The following is a 17,034-nucleotide window of genomic DNA, read 5'->3' as shown; positions in this document are numbered from 1 at the left end:
CCGGTGGCGGACGATGTTCGACCAGCTGATGGGTCGTCTCGCGGGCCGGTTCACGCGAGTGCGGCCTCACCAGGACGAGCTCACGAAGGACCCGGCACGGCAAGGTGCTTGCCGGGCCGGGTCCGAGTTCAGGCGGTGGCGGTGCGCCGTTCGAGGCGGATCCTCCGCGAGGAGACGGTCAGTACCAGAGCTGGCTATTCTGCCCGGCACAGGTGGCCAGGGTCACGCGGGAACCGTCAACGTTGCCGGGAACGGTCAGGCACAGGGTCCAGTTGGTCTTGCTCCGCAGCATGGCCGACGAGAAACCCGCAGGGCGGTCGATGTACCACTGCTGGTCGTCGTGGCCGTTGCAGTTCCACTGGGTCGCATCGCCGGAGTAGATGGCCAGGCACTCGCTGTTGCCGTTCTGAAGCTGGTAGTAGCCGCCACCGGTACCGGTCAACTGCCAGTTCTGGTCGGCGTTGCCGTTACAGCCCCAGATGACGGCGGCCGTGCCGTCGATGGGGACGTTCCCGTAGATACCAAGACACTTGTCCGTGGCCAAACTGTGCTGCGGGCCGCTGACGAGGGCCGAGGCGGAAGGTGCGTTGACGAGCGCGGCGCCGGCCGCGAGCATGAGGCCCGCGGCGGTGGCGGCGATCCGAGTCAGAGCCTTGGTCATTTCGGTGAACCCTTCAGCCGATGCCGGAGAGCGCGGCAGTCCCTGCTGGGAACCGCCGCTTCGTGAGCTAGTAGCGAACCGGTCGACTGGTGATGGATCACCACTGGCTCACAATGAGAGAAACGGCGACCCGTGAAGCCGCTCCGAGGAGTTACTTTGATACCCGGAAGCTACCTGAAGGAGATGCGCTTGCAATACCTTTACGAGTGCACAGGTGAGGACTGCAGGACGTTCACCAGTGCACAGTCCTCGCAGCTGACCTGGCCGTCCTGCACAGCTCCGTCACGCTGCGCTCCTGGACCGAGCATTGCGCAGCGCAGGATGGACCCATAAAGCTTCGCTGGAATCGAGCAGCGCCAACGCCCGACAGCGGGCGCAGGCGATCTGTGCACGGCTTGGTGCCAAGCCGTGCACAGCGGAGGCATCCGGCGCTGCCGTGCCTCTACACCACTCCGCGGGACATGCCCGAGGAGGGGACGTTCGCGGCCCCTCAGTCGATGCAGAACTCGTTGCCCTCGATGTCCAGCATCGGGATGCACGAATCATTGCCGTCGTACAGCGTTCGCACGTGTACCGCCCCGAGCGGGACCAGCCGTGCGCACTCGGCCTCAAGCGCGGCGAGGCGCTCTTCACCCACGAGTCCGGTGCCGACCCGCACGTCAGGATGCAGCCGGTTCTTGGCGGCCTTTCCTTCGGGGACGCGCTGGAAGTACAGTCGCGGACCCACACCTGAGGGGTCAATGCAGGCAAACCATGCGTCCTGTTGCTCAGGTGACTGCGAACGCTTGAAATCGTCCCACGTGGCAAACCCCTCGGGTTGAAGTTCCCCGAGTACTTGAGCGTCTTGAACTGGCTCTCGCTGTACGGGTTGTCGTTCGCAACCTTCGGCCGGGAGTGGCTTCGCGCGACTCCGAGGTCGATCAGCAGCCGGGAGACGGCCTTGGAGGTCATCGAGGTGCCCCGGTCGGCGTGCACGGTCTCGGGCACGATGCCGTTGCTCGGCGCCCGCAGCCGCTCGACGATGTAAGACGCCTCACTCGACAGCTCACGCCGGAATCTCCTCATCAGCTCCTCGCTGCAGGTCCTGACGAATCAACGGTCGCCGACAGACGGGCAGACGATCGCGGCCCAGCGCAGGACGATTCACGAGGATCAGCTGGCAAAGCGATTCGGCTCCGCTAGTAGACGCATACCGCCGTTCGACTTCCGTAAGCACGTTGAAGACCCTCGTCAGGCCCGGCAGGCGCTCTCATTGAGGTGTGAACCCGAGAACCCCCGAACCTCACGATCGCAAGGACGATGGGCAGGAGGCCGGCGGCCCCAAGCCCACCCAGCCCACCCAGCCCTCCGAGCCTGCCAAGCCGTTCGAGCCCACGGGAACACCCAAGGCGCCAGAGCCGCCCGAAAGCACTCCGCCATCTGAGGCTTCCGCCCCGGCCCCCTCGCCGGCCGAGCGGACCACGCCTCAGGCGCCTTCCGAAGCCAGGGCAGTACGCCCCGCACCCAGGAGGTCGGCCGAGCCCCAGGAAGCCTCCCGAGAGAGCCGGAACGCCGATTTCCCGCTGTCGGTCCTCCCCCAGTCCCTGCGCCGAGGTCCATTTCGGGAAGACGCATTCACCTCCGCCCTGCACGAGCCGCGTACCACCGTCGTGCTGGGGCGCTGGCTGGGCGCAGCACTGCTGGTCTGCTTCCTGACTGGGCTGCTCAGCCATGTCCTACAGCAGCCGCCGACCTGGCTGCGCGACCACCTGCCGAGCCGGCCGGTGAACGGCTACCGGGTCACCCAGGGGCTACACGTCATCTCGGGGATCGCTGCGATCCCGCTCCTCGGGGCGAAGCTCTGGACGGTCTACCCCAAGCTTTTCGAGTGGCCGCCCGTTCGCAGCGTGCTGCACGCCCTGGAGCGGATCGGCATCGCGGTCCTGGTCTCCACGATGCTGCTGGAGCTGTTCATCGGACTGCTGAACATCCTTGAGTGGTACCCGTGGCCGTTCCCCTTCCGGCAGACGCACTTCTGGCTGGCCTGGGTGGCCACCGGCGGCCTGCTGGTGCACGTGGCCGCCAAGGGGCCGATGATCGCGCAGCACTGGCGGCGCGGCAGCGTCCCGGGGCTGCGCCAGCGGCGGGCGTTCCTCGGCGCGGTGACGGTGGCGGCCGTCGCGGTCACGGCCACCACGGCCGGTCAGACCGTGCCGTGGCTGCGCCGCCTCACCCTGCTCGCCCCGCGCCGCCCCGACCTCGGCGAGCTCGGTCTCCCCGTCACCCGCACGGCCGCCCAGGCGAACACCACCATCACCCCGCCGGACTGGCGGCTGCGCGTCGACGGTCCACGGCCGTACGAACTGACGATGGATCAGCTGCTTGCGCTCCCCCAGTCCGAGTCGCAACTGCCGATCGCGTGCGTCGAGGGCTGGAGTGCCTCCGCCCACTGGTCCGGGGTCCGCTTCAGGGACCTGCTCACCCGGGCCGGCGCGCCGCCCACCGCCCGGGTCCGGGTGACCTCGCTGGAGGCCAACGGGCCGTACCGGGTGATGGAGATGCCCGCCGCGTACGCGCAGGACCCGCTGACGCTGCTGGCGCTCCGGGTGAACGGCCGGGTGCTGACGGCCGACCACGGTTACCCGGCACGGATCATCGCGCCCAACCGGCCGGGCGTGCTGCAGACCAAGTGGGTCGCACGGCTGGAGGTCATCTGATGCGGACGTTCCGGGTGGTGACCGCGCTCGCCGGGGCCGGCCTGATCGGGTACGGGGTCTACGGGCTGCTGCGCGACAGCTACATCACCGATCCGCTCGACGTGCTGGTCTGGCTGTTCGGAGGGCTGCTGATCCATGACGGGCTGTGGGTCCCGGTGCTCTGCGTCCTCGGGGCGGGCTTCGTCCGGGGACCGGTGCTGCGTGGCTGGCTGATCGTCGTGGCGGCGGTCACCGCGGTGGCGCTCCCGCCCGTCCTGCGCGACGGGCAGAACAACGGCAACGCCTCGCTCCTCCCGCTGCCCTATCTGCGCAACTGGCTGCTGGTTCTTGCCGTCACGGCGGCCGTCGCCGCTGTGGTGGCTCTCGTCTCGCGGACCCGCCGCCGCGGATGAACCGCGAAGGGCGAGCGCGCGGCGCGTCGAATGCGGCCGTCGCGCTCGTCCTGGGCGGCCGTCACGGTGACACCGGTACGACCGGCCCGACCACGCTCACCATCACCTGGCGCCAGGTGGAACCGGTCGGGCCGGGCGCCGCCGAGGCCCGGGCTCACGTCCCCGGCAGTCCGCTCCCAAGGCCGTCGAGCGCGTGCGAGCAGATGCAGTCCCGGGCGCTCGGCAGTCCCTCAAGTGCCTTGAACAGGACGGTCCGCAGCCGATCCACGTTGCGCGCGAACACGGCCAGCACCTCGGCGTGGGTGACCCCCTCCCCGGTCTCCACACCCGCGTCGAGGTCGGTGACCAGGGCCAACGAGGTGTAGCAGAGCCCGAGTTCACGGGCGAGGACCGCCTCCGGATGACCGGTCATACCGACCACCGACCAGCCGTTGGCGGTGAACCAGCGCGACTCCGCCCTGGTCGAGAAACGCGGGCCCTCGATCACCACCAGGGTGCCGCCGTCCACCGGCTCCCAGGCGTTGTCCCGGGCGGCGGCCAGCGCCGCGCGCCTGCCGTCCGGGCAGTACGGGTCCGCCATCGAGACGTGGACCACCTCGGGTACCCCGCCGTCCGGCAGCGGCAGCCCGTCGTAGTAGGTCTGCACCCGGCCGGAGGTGCGGTCCACGAACTGGTCCGGGAGGATTAGCGTGCCGGGACCGTACTCGGGGCGCAACCCGCCCACCGCACACGGTCCGAGCACCTGGCGCACCCCCAGCGAGTGCAACGCCCACAGGTTGGCCCGGTAGTTGATCCGGTGCGGCGGCAGGCTGTGGGCGCGACCGTGCCTGGGCAGGAAGGCGACGCTGCGTCCGGCCACCTCCCCGATGAAGAGCGAGTCGCTGGGTGGCCCGTACGGGGTCTCCACGGCGACCTCGGTCACGTCGTCCAGCAGTGCGTAGAGGCCCGAGCCTCCGATCACGCCGAGTTCGGCTCGCGGGAGCCGGGCGGTGCCTGCGATGGTGTCAGCCACGGTGACTGCCTTTCGGTCTCGTCCTGCCCCCACCATAGAAGCCGCCACCGCAGGAACGGTGGTCCAGTGTCTTACCGGACTCGGACGGTGCGGCTCCTAGGGTAGAGACCACGAGGGCGTCCTCGCCCCAGCCTCCGGCCGGGTGGGGGTGTCCCCGGCCGGAGGCTGGGGGATGTGCCCCGCCCGATGGCGGGCAAGGAGGGTGCGTCCTCGCCTTTCGGAACCGTCGAAGCGGAGCGGACTGCTGATGCTGATAGCGAAAGGCGCGAACTTCGCGCTGGCCACGACCGGAGTCCGGGTGGAGCTGCACTGGCGCAGCGGTCCCGGTGTCCCCGACGCGGACGCCTCCGCGCTGCTGCTCGCGGGCGGACGGGTCCGCTCCGACGCCGACTTCGTGTTCTACAACCAGCCGCAGGACACCTCCGGTGCTGTACGCCACCTCGGCAAGCGGCCCGGCCCGGACGGCACGGTCGCCGACACGCTGACGGTGGCTCTGGACCAGCTGGACGACGCGGTGGAGACCGTGCTGCTGGCGGCCTCCAGTGACGGCGGTGCGTTCGGGGCGCTGCCCGGGCTGCACCTGCGGGTGCTGGACTCCCGCTCCGGTCAGGAGGTGGCGCGGTTCGAGGACACGGGGGCGAGCAGCGAGACCGCCTTCGTACTCGGGGAGCTGTACCGGCGGGGCGGCGGTTGGAAGTTCCGGGCGGTCGGCCAGGGCTACGACAGCGGGCTCGCGGGTCTGGCCACGGACTACGGCATCACCGTCGACGACGAGCCGGGCCAGGATTCGGCGCCCGTACCCGCATCCGTACCGGCCCCCGTACCTGCACCTACACCTGCACCAGTGCCCTCGCCCACATCTGTCTCCGAGCCCGCACCCGCACCCGCACCCGCACCCGCACCCACACCCGCACCCGCACCCGCACCCGAGCCGATCACCCCGGACGACTTCCTGCTGGCTCCTCCGGCCGCGCCTGCACCCACCGTTCCGCCGATGCCCGTCCAGCCACCCACCCCCGTCCACACGCAGCCACTCGCCCCCGACTATGCACGTGCAGGGGCACCCGCACAGGACCCCGCGCCGGCCCAGGCACCCGCACCCGCACCCGCACCGCCGCCCTCCCCCGTCAGTCTCAGCAAGATCCGTCTCACCGAGAAGGACCCGGTCGTCTCGCTGGCCAAGCACGGGACCACCGGCGGCATGCTGCGCGTGAACCTCAACTGGTCTCCGGCGGGCGGCCCTCAGCCGGGCCAGGGCACCGGTGGCCGACTGGCGAAGATGCTGCGCTCGGCGTTCCAGCCCGTCGCGGCGGGCCGGGATCTCGACCTGGGCTGCTTCTGGGAACTGGCGGACGGCAGGCGGGGCGTCGTCCAGGCCGTCGGCGGGAACTTCGGCGACCTGTACCAGCCGCCGTACGTGCTGCTGTCCAACGACGACCGCACCGGCCGGGTCGCCACCGGCGAGGACCTCTGGGTCAACCTCGACCGGGCCGCCGAGATCCGCCGCCTGCTGGTCTTCGTCTACGACTACAACAAGCTCCCGCTCACCGGCCTGAACGGTCTCGCCACGCTCTTCCCCGTCACCGGGCCGACCATCAAACTGACGCTGGACGGCAGCGAGTTCCCCGCAACCGCCTGCGTGGTCGCGACACTGGAGCACGACGGGAGCGGGCTGGCGGTCCGCCGTGAGGGACGGTACTTCCAGGCCACCCCCGCCCGGTCCGTGCACCAGGCGATCGACGCCGCGTACGGCTGGAACTTCGACTGGTTCCCCGGGAGCAAGTGACGGCCCCCACCGTGCGCGGCCCGATCCGGGCGCCCCTGGCCCGGCTCCCCGACCCAGCCCCCGGAACCTGCCGCCGCGGCCCGCCGTTCCGCATACAGTGACCGTCCCGAGAGCGAGACGGGACGGGACGGCACGCAGAGGTGGACATGACAGTGAGCGGCTCAGCGGCGGGCGGGCACCAGGCGCTGGTCTGGCGGGTGCGGCCGGCCGCCCCGGTCTCCGCCGTGCTGGTACTGCACGGCGGCGAGGTGGCGAGCGAGGCCCGCCCCGGCCCGGTGAACCTGCCGGGGCTGCGGATGACCGGGTTCGTGCGGGCGGTGGTCAGGGCGACGGCGGGCGACGAGGTCGCCGTCGGGGTGGTGCGCTACCGGTACCGGGGGTGGAACGGCGAGCGGGCCGATGCCGCTCGGGACACCACGGCCGCGCTGCACGACCTCGCCGAGGAGCTGGGCCCGGTCCCGACCGTCCTGATCGGCCACTCGATGGGCGGCCGGGCCGCACTGCACTCGGCCGGCCACCCGTGCGTCACCGGCGTGGTCGCCCTCGCGCCCTGGTGTCCGGCCGACGATCCGTACGAGCAGCTGAAGGGCCGCCAACTGATCGCGCTGCACGGCGACCGCGACCGGGTGACCGCTCCCGCCGACACCCTCCGCTTCGCGGCACGTGCCCGCTCGGCGGGCGCCCGGGTCGCCGGGTACACCGTCCACGGTTCGGGCCACGCCCTGCTGCGCCGCGCGTCCGACTGGCATCGCGCGACCGCAGGGCTGGCGGGCGCCCTGCTCGGTCTGCGCCCGCTGCCCGCCGCCGCGGCGGACGCGTTCGCCCTCGACCAGGACGCCCCCGGTGGTCTCGAACTCCCGCTGCCCAGGCGGATTTCCGAGCCGCCGGCTTCCTACCGGGTCAGCACGTCGAGTTCGTTGTCGTCGTCGTTGACGAAGTAGACCGCATCGCCGTCCAGGTCCACCGCGAGGCCGAAGAGCGCGCCCGCGCCCGGCGGGCTGCCCTCGGAGTTGATCTGCTTGACCGCCACCTGCTTGCCCTTCGGTGTGGTCTCGACGATGTTGCCGTCCCCTCCGTTGACCGTCAGGATGTCGCCTTTGGGCGTGAGGGTCATCCCCAGCGGTCCGTTCAGGGCGCCGCCGGTACTGATCACCCGGCCGATGCCGTCACTGTCCTTGCGGGTGAGGGCGCGCGGGATCGCGGTGATCCGGCTCCGGACGGTGTCCGCGACGAAGAGCGTTCCCTCACGGTCGAGTGCCACCCCGGTCGGGCCGACCACCAGCGCCTCCGGGTCGGTCCGCTGCGGGAAGCCGGAGCCGATGACGGTGGTGGCCACCCGGTGCGGCGGTTTCTTGCCACCCTCGTGGCGCAGGGTGATCCGCAGCACGGTGCCCTGGTCCACCTCGTTGCCGCCGCCGGCGACCGTGCCGTTCAGCACGTTGGTCACGAACAGCTCGCTGCAGTCGTCGTGGCTGACGGCGGTCATGTCCCACGGCCCGTTGATGCCGTCGCCCGCGATGGTCTCGCGCACCTTGCCGTGGCTGTCGAGCACCAGCAGACAGCCCGCCTGGGCGGTGGCCGAGGTGCCGTCGGCGGTGGGCAGGCTGCCCACCACGACCCAGCCGCCGGGGAGGACCGTGAGCGCGGTGGTCAGCCCCACCCCGCCGGGGCACGGGCCCGGCAGGTTCGCCGGGTCGATCTGGGCGAACTGGGAGACCTTCCCGCGTGGGCTGATCTGGACCAGCGTGGTGCCGCGGCCCTGCTGGTTGCCGAGCGCCTGCGAGTTGTTGAAGTTGCTGACCAGGACGTTGCCCCGGTGCAGGTCGCCGACGTTCTCCCGGATCACGAAGGTGCCGTACGGGTTCTGGTCCCCGTTCGCCGGGACGGTGGAAGCCACCGTGGACACGGTGTGCAGCCGGTCCAGGAACGGCTCGTGTCCGCCGCCGGCGGGATCCGCCGCGGCCGGCGCGGCCCCGACGGCCAGAGTGGCCACCAGCGCTGCCGTGGCGGCCAGCGCGCTCGAACTCGCCCGAAGTCTCATCTACTTGCCTCCTGAAGGGCGGGCAGGCAGCCCGAAGGGGCGGCACTCGGCCCGCGAGAATGACGCAGAGTCGTCCCCCGGGACGCCACGTTAGGTTCGACGGATGGCCGCACGCTCGGTGACTTCCGCCAAAGGGTGGTCACACTGCGTCATCACGGGAGGACCGGGAAGCATGCGAATCCATCGTGTTCACCCGCGCCGCCCGCGACCATGCCCCTCCGCCCTCGCACCGCACTCCCGGCGGCGCCGGGCCTCGCCAATCGCAGCGCCGTGAGTCCGACGCGTGTCACAAGGGCGGGTTCGGCTCCAGCTCGGCTCGTCCGGCCGCGTCGGAGAGTTTGATCAGTATGGCGGTCAGCAGCCAGTTGGCGGTCAGCGACGAGCCGCCGGAGGCGAGGAACGGAAGCGCCTTGCCGGTCAGCGGGACCAGGCCGGTCACGCCGCCGACCACCACGAAGACCTGGAGCGCCACGGCTGCCGAGAGGCCGGTGGCGAGCAGCTTGCCGAAGGGGTCGGTGAGTGCGACGGCGGTCCGCAGGCCGCGTTGGACGAAGAGCGTGTAGATCAGCAGGAAGGCGGTGACTCCGGCGAGTCCGAGTTCCTCGCCGATGGTGGTGAAGATGAAGTCGCTGCGTCCGGCGAAGCCGATCAGGTAGGGCCGTCCCTGGCCGAGGCCGGTGCCCAGTAGGTGTCCCGTGCCGAAGCTGAACATGGCCTGGGCGGGTTGCTCTGAGATCAGTGCCGGGTTGTGGACGGGTTTGTAGATGTCCAGCGGATGCAGCCAGGCCTCCACGCGGCCGTGCACGTGCGGTTCGATGGAGCCGACCGCGGCGGCGCCGCCGACAGCCATCAGCAGGCCGAGCACCACCCAGCTGGTCCGTTCGGTGGCCACGTAGAGCATCACGACGAAGATGCCGAAGAAGATCAGCGAGGTGCCGAGGTCGCGTTCGAAGATCAGCACCAGCAGGCTGGCCACCCAGATGGCGAGCACCGGGCCGACGTTGCGTCCGCGCGGCAGGTTCATGCCCCAGACCTTCCGCCCGGTCAGCGCCAGCGCGTCCCGGTTGGCCATCAGGTACCCGGCGAAGAAGACGGTGATGGCCACCTTGACGAACTCGTCAGGTTCGACGGTGATCCCGGGGAGCTTGATCCACCGCTTGGCGCCGTTGACGTCGCCGGGGAAGAAAGCCGGTGCGGCCAGCAGGATCAGCGCCCCGGTCATCAGCAGGTAGACGTAGCGCTGGAAGATCCGGTGGTGCTTGATCACGATCATCACGGCAGCCGCGGCCGTGGTGGCGACCCATACCCACATCACCTGGTCCGGTGCGGTCGGGATCTTCTGGATGTCGCCCTTGGCGGCGTGGAAGAGCGCGTAGGACTGGTCGAGCCGGTTGAGCAGCACCAGTCCGAAGCCGGTCAGGAAGACGGGCAGCGGCAGGATCAGCGGGTCCGCGTGCGGGGCGAACCGCCGGACCGCCATGTGCAGCCCCAGGGCCAGCAGCGGCAGGCTGAGGCCGTAGACCAGCAGGCCCTTGGGCAGCGCGTGGTTCATCGCCTCGTTGGCGGTCACATAGCCCGCCAGGCAGACCAGGACCGCCGCGGCCAGCATGAAGAGTTCGAGGTTGCGGCGGCGGGTGGCCAGCCTGCGCCCGGAGCTTCGCGGGCTCTCTGTCATGGGTTCCCCACCTCGGCGGCTTCGACAGCGGTGCGGTGGACGACGACTCCTGACGCGGGGTAGGTACGAGCCGATCGTGCCAGCTCATCACGGGCCCGACCGTCTCGCCGCTCCCACGGAGGGGAAGTCCGCGGGCGTACGGGGAGGCCCCTGCCGGCACCGCTCAGTCCGTTCGTCCCCCGGCGATCGAGACGCCGAACGTGACGGCACCGGCGAGCAGGGCGCTGACGAAGACGAGTGCTGCGAGCTGGACGAGCGAGCCGAGCTGGGTGCCCTGCCCGACCAGCGTCCAGATGGGGTCGCGGAACACTCCTGAGACCGGGGTGGCGAGTGCCGCCGCGGTGGCGGCGTGACGTGACGCGCGACGCCGGTTGCCGGTCTCCGGATGCCGGCCGTCGGCTTCGCGGGGTACCGCGATCAGCAGGACGGCGTTGCAGAGCATGCAGAAGGCGAAGAATCCGCCTGCGTTGACGGCGAGTTCGATGAGGAACAGGAGCGGGGGCGGTACGCCTTCGCCGACCGCCTGCCCGATGGCCAGCAGGAGACCTGCCGAGAGGCTGGCCGTCGCGGCGAGGGCGACGATGTGGCGGCGGGTGAAGCCGGTCACGGCACGGCTGTCGAGCCGGGACGCAAGCCTGCGAAGCGGGGCCGGGAGGCGGGCGGTCAGCGCGTCCACCAGCAGTGCCAGAGCGAGCGGCGCGGTCAGCAGCGGGCCGAGCCGCCCCGCGCGGGCCCCGGGATGGGGGGTGCGGACCTCAGGGCGCCGAGCTGCCCCGACCGCCTGCAGCAGTCCGCTGTGGGCGGTCAGGGCATCGGCGGCCGGTGACTCAGTGGCAGGTGTAGGTGAAGGAGGCCGAGGCGGTACGGGAGTCAGGGGCGAGCACCTCCAGGGTCGCCGTGGCCGCCATGGTCCCCTTTCCCTCGAAGGTCCAGCGGAGCACCACGTCCGTCTGGTGGCTGCCCTTCGGCACCGGCTGGGCGATCTCTGCGGAGACCGTGCCATCGCTGCGGCGCCAGCGGTAGGAGACCGTGCCGGCCCGGCCCTTCGTCCGCAGGGTGCCGATGACCGTAGCGGTGCCGTCGCAGGCCGGACCGGCCGGGTCCGCGCGGACCGAGACCGCGGTCACCGAGAGTGGCTGCGCGGAGCCCTGCCAGGCCAGATAGCCCAGCACGGCGAGCAGGACCAGCAGCGGCAGCAGCCATCCAAGGCGCCTCCGGCCTGGCCTCGGAGCTTCCGCGGCCGCCGGCTCGTCAGGCCGGGCGGTGCCGTGCCAGACGGCTGCGGCGAGCGCCGGAACGTCCGTGGTGGCGCTCGGCACACCGGGGCCGAACCGGCGCAGCCCGTCGGCGCGCGGTTCTCCCGTCGGCTTCGACGACCCCGCCGGTGCCGGGACGGTCGCTTCGAGAGTGGCCTCAAGGGGAGCTTCGACCGTCGTCTCGACGGTGGCGGCCGACAACTCGACGGTGGCAACCGGGGTGGCCCAGGCCTCCTCGTCGAGCAGCGTGGCGCTTTCTGCTTCCTCGCTGACGGCACGTACGTCGGCGGGCGTGGACCGCACCGTCGCGGCGGCAGCCGACGACTCCAGCTCCACAGTGGCGACCGCATCGAGCTCGGCGTTCTCACCGACGCCGCGTACATCGGCAGACGCGAGCCGCACCGTCGCGGCGGCAGCCGGGTCGGGCGGCGACGGTCTGTCGAGGCGCATCGTGCGGTCCGGCTCCGGGACGGTCTCCGGGGCCGGGCGCTCCTGAGGTGTGGTCATGGTCTCTTCCTGGCGGGTGGTGCGGTGTGGTCTGCGGAGGGGGCGGTCAGCGGGGCGGGTTGCAGAGGTAGGCGTAGACCTCTTGGTAGCTGCCCTGGCCCCGGACTGCGGCGGGGGCGGTGCTGACCTGTAGGCCCCACGCGGTCGCGTTGTCCGCGAAGGTGTGGCTGACCGGGAACGACGCGTTGGTCTGGCCCTTGGCGAGTGTGAGGCTCTGGGTCGCGACGACCTTCCGGGATGACCCGCCGTCTATCCAACTGAGGTTAAGTGCCCCGGCGTTGGCGCCGTTGGTGGTGACGTTGACAGTCCCCTTGGTGCCGTAGTTCCCGTAGCAGCCGTACGAGAAGATGCTCACCGAGATGACGCGCAGCGGCGTCGGGGCCGGCGAGGGCGTCGGGGCCGGCGAGGGGGTCGGCGGGGTCGGACCCGTGGTGGTGGCCGTCGGGTCCGTCACCGTCCCGGGGGCCGGCGCGGGTGCGTCGGTGGCGGCCGGGCCGGCGGTGCTCGGTCCGGTCCGGGCGGTGGCCGTAGCCGTCGCGCCGGGCGTGGCGCTCGTCGAGGACGACGGCGACGCAGACGCGGACACCGAGGCGGAAGGTGAACCGCTCGCGGACGGCCCGGTCGAGGACGCGCTCGACGCAGGCGCCAGCGAGGTCGTCAGTTCCGGTGCCGGAGCAGCCACGGACGTCACGTGCGCGGCGTCCACGCTGCCTGCGACCGCGATTCCGGCCATCGTCCCGGCCACCAGCGTGACGCCCACGGCACCTGCCGCGACGCGGGCCCTCCGGCTCGGCCGAGGACGCCGTGCGGGCTCGACGTCGGCAGCGGTAGCCGCGGCCGAGTCCGGACCGCCGCCCAGCACGGTGGTGGCCAGTGTGGTGCCTCCCGCTCCCGTGCCACCGGCGGACGGGAGCAGCAGGGGCAGCAGCGCCACCAGCGCCGCGAGCGCCCCTCGCCCACGCTCCTCCCAGTCCTCGCCGTACTCGGAACTGGCCACCCGTTCGAGCTCCTCCACCAGCGCGGCCGCGCTCTGCGGGCGTTCCCCGGGTGTCTTCGCCAGGCCGGCCCGGATCAGCGGCCGGACCGGCTCCGGCGCCAGCTCGTCGGGGATGGGTGCCTCGGTGTGCTTGATCGCCAGCTCGGCCAGCGTCGTGCCGCTGTAGGGCTTGGTACCGGTGAGGCATTCGAAGAAGGTCGCCGTGGCCGCGTACACGTCGCCGGACGGCGAGGCCGGCTCGCCCGCCCACTGCTCGGGGGCCATGTAGACGGGGGTGCCGGCGACGCCCGGCCGCTCGCCACTGCGTACCGCGATGCCGAAGTCCACCAGCTTGGACGATCCGTCGGCCGCGACCAGCACGTTCTCCGGCTTGTAGTCGCGGTGCACCACACCGGCCGCGTGCGCGGCGGCCAGGCCGAGCAGGGACCCTTTGAGTACCACCAGCGCCGCCTCCGGCGAGGTGGCGCCCTCCTGGCTCAGCAGCCTGCGCAGCGCGACGCCGTCCACCAGCTCCATCACGATCGCGGCGCCCCGGGGGCTCTCCACGTACTCGTACAGCGCCGCCACCTGGGGCGAGTGCAGGCCGCCCAGCAGCACGGCCTCGTTGCGGAAGGAGGTGGTGTCACCGACAGCGGCGCTCAGGTACTTGACGGCGACCCGCGTGCCGGTGGCGTCGTGCCGGGCCAGCACCACCCGCCCGCTCGCCCCGGCGCCGAGCTCGCGCTCATGGGTGTAGCCGGGCAGCGTCCACAGGCCGTCGGCCTCCGCCGCCGTGCCCTCGGTCTGGCCGTTCATCCGCAGTCTCTCTCTTGGTCTCTCTCGGGTCCGGCGAGCAGCGCCGCGCCGTCCGGACGGACGTCGGGTGCGCGGCCGTCGCGACGTACCACGGCGTTGTCGGCGACGCGAACGTCAGGGCCTCGGGTTCCCGCCCGAGACGGATCGCAGGTCACGATTCGGATGCTTCGCATGCATCCGCAAAACCCTTCGCACACAGGCGAGTTCGCTTCTCGGGCAGACCGGCCGTCCGGGCGCGCAGCCACCCGGCGGCGAATTGTACGACGCGCGCCGGATCCGTCGCCCCGTGCGTCGGCCGGGCGGAGGACTCGTGGAGGAACCGTGGTGTGCCGAGTGGGACCGGCGCTGTGTGCTGCCCGGCGGTGAGGTCGGGCGCAGTCCTCACGGGGTGGCGGGTCGGTCAGGGCCTGCCACGTCCGCTGCCACGTCACCTGCGCGGCCGCGGTAGCCGGCAGCCGATCGGACTGGGCGTTCAGCCGGCTTCGACCGGGGCCGGCGGCCGTTCGTCCGGTGCGGTGGCGGTGTGGATCGGGCCGTCGGTCCGGGTGAGCGGCCGGCCGGTGCCGCCCCAGCGGGCGGCGATGATCTCGGCGGCGATGGAGACCGCCGTCTCCTGCGGCGTGCGGGCGCCGAGGTCGAGCCCGGCAGGGGCCGACAGCCGGGCCAACTCCCGTTCCTCCAGGCCGGCTTCGCGCAGGCGGGCGAGCCGCTCGCAGTGGGTGCGCCGCGAGCCGAGCGCGCCGACGTAGGCGAGTTGCGGCAGCCGCAGCGCGGTCGTCAGCAGCGGCACGTCGAACTTGTGGTCGTGGGTCAGCACGGCCACCACCGTGCGGTCGTCGACCCGGCCTGCCGCGGCCTCCTCGGCCAGGTACTCGTGCGGCCACCGCACCACGACCTCGTCCGCGTGCGGGAAGCGGGGGGCGGTGGCGAACACCGGCCGCGCGTCGCACACCGTGACGCGGTAGCCGAGGAACGACCCCAACTCGGCGACCGCGGCGGCGAAGTCGATCGCACCGAACACCAGCAGGCGCGGCGGCGGGACGAAGGACTCGACGAACACGGTCAGCTCGCCGGGCTCGGCCCTCTCCGCGCCGCCCAGGCAGCGGCCCACGGTGTCGTAGTGGCGCAGCATGGTCGTGCCGTGGTCGAGCAGGCCGCGGACGTCGAGGCCCACCGCGCGGTCCAGCGCGGCCGAGCCGAGGGTGCCCGAGGAGCGGTCCGGCCAGACGACCAGGCGGCTCCCGAGCGCGCCCACCCCGTCGTCCGGCCCGGTCACCACGCTGGCCACCGCGACGGGCTCACCGGCGCTCAACGAGGCCACCACCTCCGGCAGTTCGGGAAAGGTCCGGCGGGACACCGGTTCGACGAAGATCTGGATCGTGCCGCCGCAGGTCAGCCCCACCTCGAAGGCGTCGTCGTCGCTCACCCCATAGGTGCGCAGCACCGGGCGTCCCGTGGTCCGGGCCGCCTCGGCCTCCCCGTACACCGCGCCCTCGACGCAGCCGCCCGAGACGCTGCCGACCACGGTGCCGGAGGCGGACACCGCCATCGCCGCACCCGGCCGGCGCGGCGCGCTGCGGAAGGTGCTGACCACGGTGGCGAGCCCGAAGCTCTCGCCCGCCTGGTACCACGGGTGGACCTTGTCCAGGACGTCACGCATGGTGACTCCTCACGCGCGCCGGCAGGCCCGCCGCAGTCGGCGCACGACGCCCAGCAGGACCATGACGGCGAGGACGACCGGCACCAGGCGCTTGGCGACCCGGGCCGCGGGCCACGGCGAGCACGTCCAGCCGCTCGTTCCCGGGCGTCTTTGGCGGGGCGGCCGGGGCGGCCGCAGGCTCGGCAGCCGGCGCGGTGGGTGCCGCCGTAGGCTCGGCAGCCGGCGCGGCCTCGTCCCTGGCCCCGTCCTCGCCCCCGCTCCGCTGCTCGGCGGCCAGCCGCTCCTCCAGGCAGGCCGCGAACTGGTCCGGCAGCTTCCGGCTGATGTCCGTCATCACACCCTTGCCGAACCGGGCCACCTTCCCGGTGACGCTGAGCCGGCTCTCCACCGTCACCCGGGTGCCGTCGCCGTCCGGTGCCAGGGTCGCGGTGATGTGCGCCTCGGCGTTGCCCTGGCCGTGGGTGTCGCGTCCGGAGGCGGTGAGCCGCGCGGTGCGGTTCGCCTCGTCCAGTTCGCCGAAAGCGGCCGTGCCCCGGTACTGGACGGTCACCGCGCCGACCCGCACCTTGACCGTGCCGTGGAACCGATCGCCGTCGACCTCGGTGAGCTCCGCTCCCGGCATGCACGGGGCGATCCGCTCGACGTCGGTGAAGAGGTCCCAGGCCGCTTCCACCGGCAGGCGCACGCGGAACTCGTTGGTGAACTCCATGTGGACGGGCCTCCTTGCCCGGACTTGCCCGGACCTGCCCGGTGCCCCGGGAATCCAGCGGTCGACGTACCTTCCAACGGTTCCCGGCGACCTGGCGATTCCCGGTGGGGCTGTGCCCGATCAGCTCCACAGGCTCACCCGGACGGTCGGCCGGTAGTGGTCCACCGGCACGCCGGTGGCCCGGTTCAGCAGACTCTGCACGGCGGCCGGCGTGGTCACGAACCGGCACAGCGCGGAGGCGACCGGCGAGCGCCGGTCACCGCGCAGGGCGGCTGCCCGCAGCACGGCGTTGACCGGGGTGCCGGGACGGCGACCACGGTGAGCGTGCGTGGACGACGTACGGCTGCCCGGCATGCTGCACGGCGCGGTGCTGCGCAGCCCGCTGGCGCACGCCCGGATCGCATCCGTCGACACCTCGGCGGCCGAGTCGCATCCCAAGGTGCGGAACCCCGGCGTCGGCAAGACCGAGGCCGCCCGCGCCGTGGCCGGTGTCGTCGGCAGCCCGCTGATCCGGCTGCAGTGCCACGACGGGCTCGACGCCGCGGAGGCCCTGTACGAGTGGAACTACCCGCGCCAACTGCTCAGCATCCGGCTCGCCGAGAGCCGGGGCGTGGCACTGACCGAGGCGGACCTCTTCTCCGACGCCTTCCTGCTGCGCCGCCCGGTGCTCGCCGCACTGACCCACCCGGGCCCGACTCCCGCCGTGCTGCTGATCGACGAGATCCCTGCCGGCGCTGTACTGGATCGCGGCCGCACTGCCGCACTGCGACGCCTTCGTGAGCGGAGACAGCCTCGCGGCGATGGCCGACGTCTTCGACGCAATCGCCGGCCGCGAGCCGTCGGCGGC

General features: G+C 72.1%; 14 protein-coding genes and 3 pseudogenes. 5 read left to right on the top strand and 12 right to left on the bottom strand.

The features are described 5' to 3' along the window. Positions 1-178: 178 nt before the first annotated feature. The 3 genes and pseudogenes from ACZ5ON_RS05125 to ACZ5ON_RS05115 all read right to left on the bottom strand — a co-directional run. Positions 179-661, bottom strand: a complete 483-nt coding sequence (locus tag ACZ5ON_RS05125; RefSeq protein ID WP_465585701.1) for an RICIN domain-containing protein — start codon at positions 659-661, stop codon at positions 179-181. A 490-nt stretch (positions 662-1,151) separates the two neighbouring features. After that, positions 1,152-1,478, bottom strand: a pseudogene (locus ACZ5ON_RS05120) (VOC family protein); the annotation flags it as partial. Next, a pseudogene (locus ACZ5ON_RS05115) lies at positions 1,472-1,648 on the bottom strand (IS3-like element ISAar46 family transposase); the annotation flags it as partial. The pseudogenes ACZ5ON_RS05120 and ACZ5ON_RS05115, both read right to left, overlap by 7 nt. 662 nt (positions 1,649-2,310) lie before the next feature. Here ACZ5ON_RS05115 and ACZ5ON_RS05110 point away from each other — a divergent pair. Both ACZ5ON_RS05110 and ACZ5ON_RS05105 read left to right on the top strand, forming a co-directional pair. Continuing rightward, on the top strand, positions 2,311-3,357 hold the full coding sequence (locus tag ACZ5ON_RS05110; protein WP_465585698.1) for a molybdopterin-dependent oxidoreductase: 1,047 nt from the start codon (positions 2,311-2,313) through the stop codon (positions 3,355-3,357). Continuing rightward, positions 3,357-3,749 (top strand): hypothetical protein, encoded by a 393-nt coding sequence (locus ACZ5ON_RS05105; protein WP_465585694.1) that lies wholly within the window; start codon positions 3,357-3,359, stop codon positions 3,747-3,749. The genes ACZ5ON_RS05110 and ACZ5ON_RS05105 overlap by 1 nt, the downstream gene beginning before the upstream one ends. A gap of 154 nt (positions 3,750-3,903) precedes the next feature. On the opposite strand, the gene ACZ5ON_RS05100 is transcribed toward ACZ5ON_RS05105, so the two are convergent. After that, positions 3,904-4,797: an S-methyl-5'-thioadenosine phosphorylase gene (locus tag ACZ5ON_RS05100; RefSeq protein WP_465586115.1), complete on the bottom strand. Its 894-nt coding sequence runs from the start codon at positions 4,795-4,797 to the stop codon at positions 3,904-3,906. A gap of 211 nt (positions 4,798-5,008) precedes the next feature. On the opposite strand from ACZ5ON_RS05100, the gene ACZ5ON_RS05095 reads away from it, so the two are divergent. Both ACZ5ON_RS05095 and ACZ5ON_RS05090 read left to right on the top strand, forming a co-directional pair. Continuing rightward, on the top strand, positions 5,009-6,547 hold the full coding sequence (locus ACZ5ON_RS05095) for a TerD family protein (protein WP_465585691.1): 1,539 nt from the start codon (positions 5,009-5,011) through the stop codon (positions 6,545-6,547). 146 nt (positions 6,548-6,693) lie between these two features. Then, on the top strand, positions 6,694-7,488 hold the full coding sequence (locus ACZ5ON_RS05090; RefSeq protein ID WP_465585687.1) for an alpha/beta hydrolase: 795 nt from the start codon (positions 6,694-6,696) through the stop codon (positions 7,486-7,488). Here ACZ5ON_RS05090 and ACZ5ON_RS05085 read toward each other — a convergent pair. The 8 genes from ACZ5ON_RS05085 to ACZ5ON_RS05050 form a co-directional block, all read right to left on the bottom strand. Beyond that, the gene (locus ACZ5ON_RS05085; RefSeq protein ID WP_465585685.1) at positions 7,440-8,588 is read right to left on the bottom strand and encodes a hypothetical protein; all 1,149 of its coding nucleotides are present in this window, start codon (positions 8,586-8,588) and stop codon (positions 7,440-7,442) included. The two genes, ACZ5ON_RS05090 and ACZ5ON_RS05085, sit on opposite strands and share 49 nt — an antisense overlap. Before the next feature lie 286 nt (positions 8,589-8,874). Beyond that, the gene (locus ACZ5ON_RS05080; protein WP_465585682.1) at positions 8,875-10,263 is read right to left on the bottom strand and encodes an FtsW/RodA/SpoVE family cell cycle protein; all 1,389 of its coding nucleotides are present in this window, start codon (positions 10,261-10,263) and stop codon (positions 8,875-8,877) included. Between the two features lie 163 nt (positions 10,264-10,426). Continuing rightward, positions 10,427-10,870 (bottom strand): hypothetical protein, encoded by a 444-nt coding sequence (locus tag ACZ5ON_RS05075; RefSeq protein WP_465585679.1) that lies wholly within the window; start codon positions 10,868-10,870, stop codon positions 10,427-10,429. Positions 10,871-11,090: 220 nt separating this feature from the next. Then, positions 11,091-12,026: a hypothetical protein gene (locus tag ACZ5ON_RS05070; protein WP_465585676.1), complete on the bottom strand. Its 936-nt coding sequence runs from the start codon at positions 12,024-12,026 to the stop codon at positions 11,091-11,093. Positions 12,027-12,072: 46 nt separating this feature from the next. Continuing rightward, positions 12,073-13,818, bottom strand: a complete 1,746-nt coding sequence (locus tag ACZ5ON_RS05065) for a serine/threonine-protein kinase (RefSeq protein WP_465585672.1) — start codon at positions 13,816-13,818, stop codon at positions 12,073-12,075. A gap of 472 nt (positions 13,819-14,290) precedes the next feature. Then, the gene (locus tag ACZ5ON_RS05060) at positions 14,291-15,478 is read right to left on the bottom strand and encodes an XdhC family protein (RefSeq protein ID WP_465585668.1); all 1,188 of its coding nucleotides are present in this window, start codon (positions 15,476-15,478) and stop codon (positions 14,291-14,293) included. Then, positions 15,471-16,187 carry an SRPBCC family protein gene (locus ACZ5ON_RS05055; protein WP_465585664.1) on the bottom strand — a complete coding sequence of 239 codons (717 nt, stop codon included), beginning with the start codon at positions 16,185-16,187 and terminating at the stop codon, positions 15,471-15,473. Before ACZ5ON_RS05055 ends, ACZ5ON_RS05060 begins: the two co-directional genes overlap by 8 nt. 120 nt (positions 16,188-16,307) lie before the next feature. Then, positions 16,308-16,472 carry a hypothetical protein gene (locus ACZ5ON_RS05050; protein WP_465585660.1) on the bottom strand — a complete coding sequence of 55 codons (165 nt, stop codon included), beginning with the start codon at positions 16,470-16,472 and terminating at the stop codon, positions 16,308-16,310. Between the two features lie 46 nt (positions 16,473-16,518). On the opposite strand from ACZ5ON_RS05050, the pseudogene ACZ5ON_RS05045 reads away from it, so the two are divergent. Continuing rightward, positions 16,519-16,632, top strand: a pseudogene (locus tag ACZ5ON_RS05045) (hypothetical protein); the annotation flags it as partial. Positions 16,633-17,034: the final 402 nt, after the last annotated feature.

Source organism: Kitasatospora sp. NPDC032150 (assembly GCF_055579945.1).
This window is presented reverse-complemented; position numbering and strand designations above follow the sequence as displayed.

Bases quoted from the DNA above. Each gene is read 5' to 3' on its own strand.
- ACZ5ON_RS05055 (WP_465585664.1), bottom strand. From the start codon at position 16,187: ATGGAGTTCACCAACGAGTTCCGCGTGCGCCTGCCGGTGGAAGCGGCC.
- ACZ5ON_RS05080 (WP_465585682.1), bottom strand. From the start codon at position 10,263: ATGACAGAGAGCCCGCGAAGCTCCGGGCGCAGGCTGGCCACCCGCCGC.
- ACZ5ON_RS05070 (WP_465585676.1), bottom strand. From the start codon at position 12,026: ATGACCACACCTCAGGAGCGCCCGGCCCCGGAGACCGTCCCGGAGCCG.
- ACZ5ON_RS05085 (WP_465585685.1), bottom strand. From the start codon at position 8,588: ATGAGACTTCGGGCGAGTTCGAGCGCGCTGGCCGCCACGGCAGCGCTG.
- ACZ5ON_RS05065 (WP_465585672.1), bottom strand. From the start codon at position 13,818: ATGAACGGCCAGACCGAGGGCACGGCGGCGGAGGCCGACGGCCTGTGG.
- ACZ5ON_RS05090 (WP_465585687.1), top strand. From the start codon at position 6,694: ATGACAGTGAGCGGCTCAGCGGCGGGCGGGCACCAGGCGCTGGTCTGG.
- ACZ5ON_RS05095 (WP_465585691.1), top strand. From the start codon at position 5,009: ATGCTGATAGCGAAAGGCGCGAACTTCGCGCTGGCCACGACCGGAGTC.
- ACZ5ON_RS05105 (WP_465585694.1), top strand. From the start codon at position 3,357: ATGCGGACGTTCCGGGTGGTGACCGCGCTCGCCGGGGCCGGCCTGATC.
- ACZ5ON_RS05060 (WP_465585668.1), bottom strand. From the start codon at position 15,478: ATGCGTGACGTCCTGGACAAGGTCCACCCGTGGTACCAGGCGGGCGAG.
- ACZ5ON_RS05100 (WP_465586115.1), bottom strand. From the start codon at position 4,797: ATGGTGGGGGCAGGACGAGACCGAAAGGCAGTCACCGTGGCTGACACC.
- ACZ5ON_RS05125 (WP_465585701.1), bottom strand. From the start codon at position 661: ATGACCAAGGCTCTGACTCGGATCGCCGCCACCGCCGCGGGCCTCATG.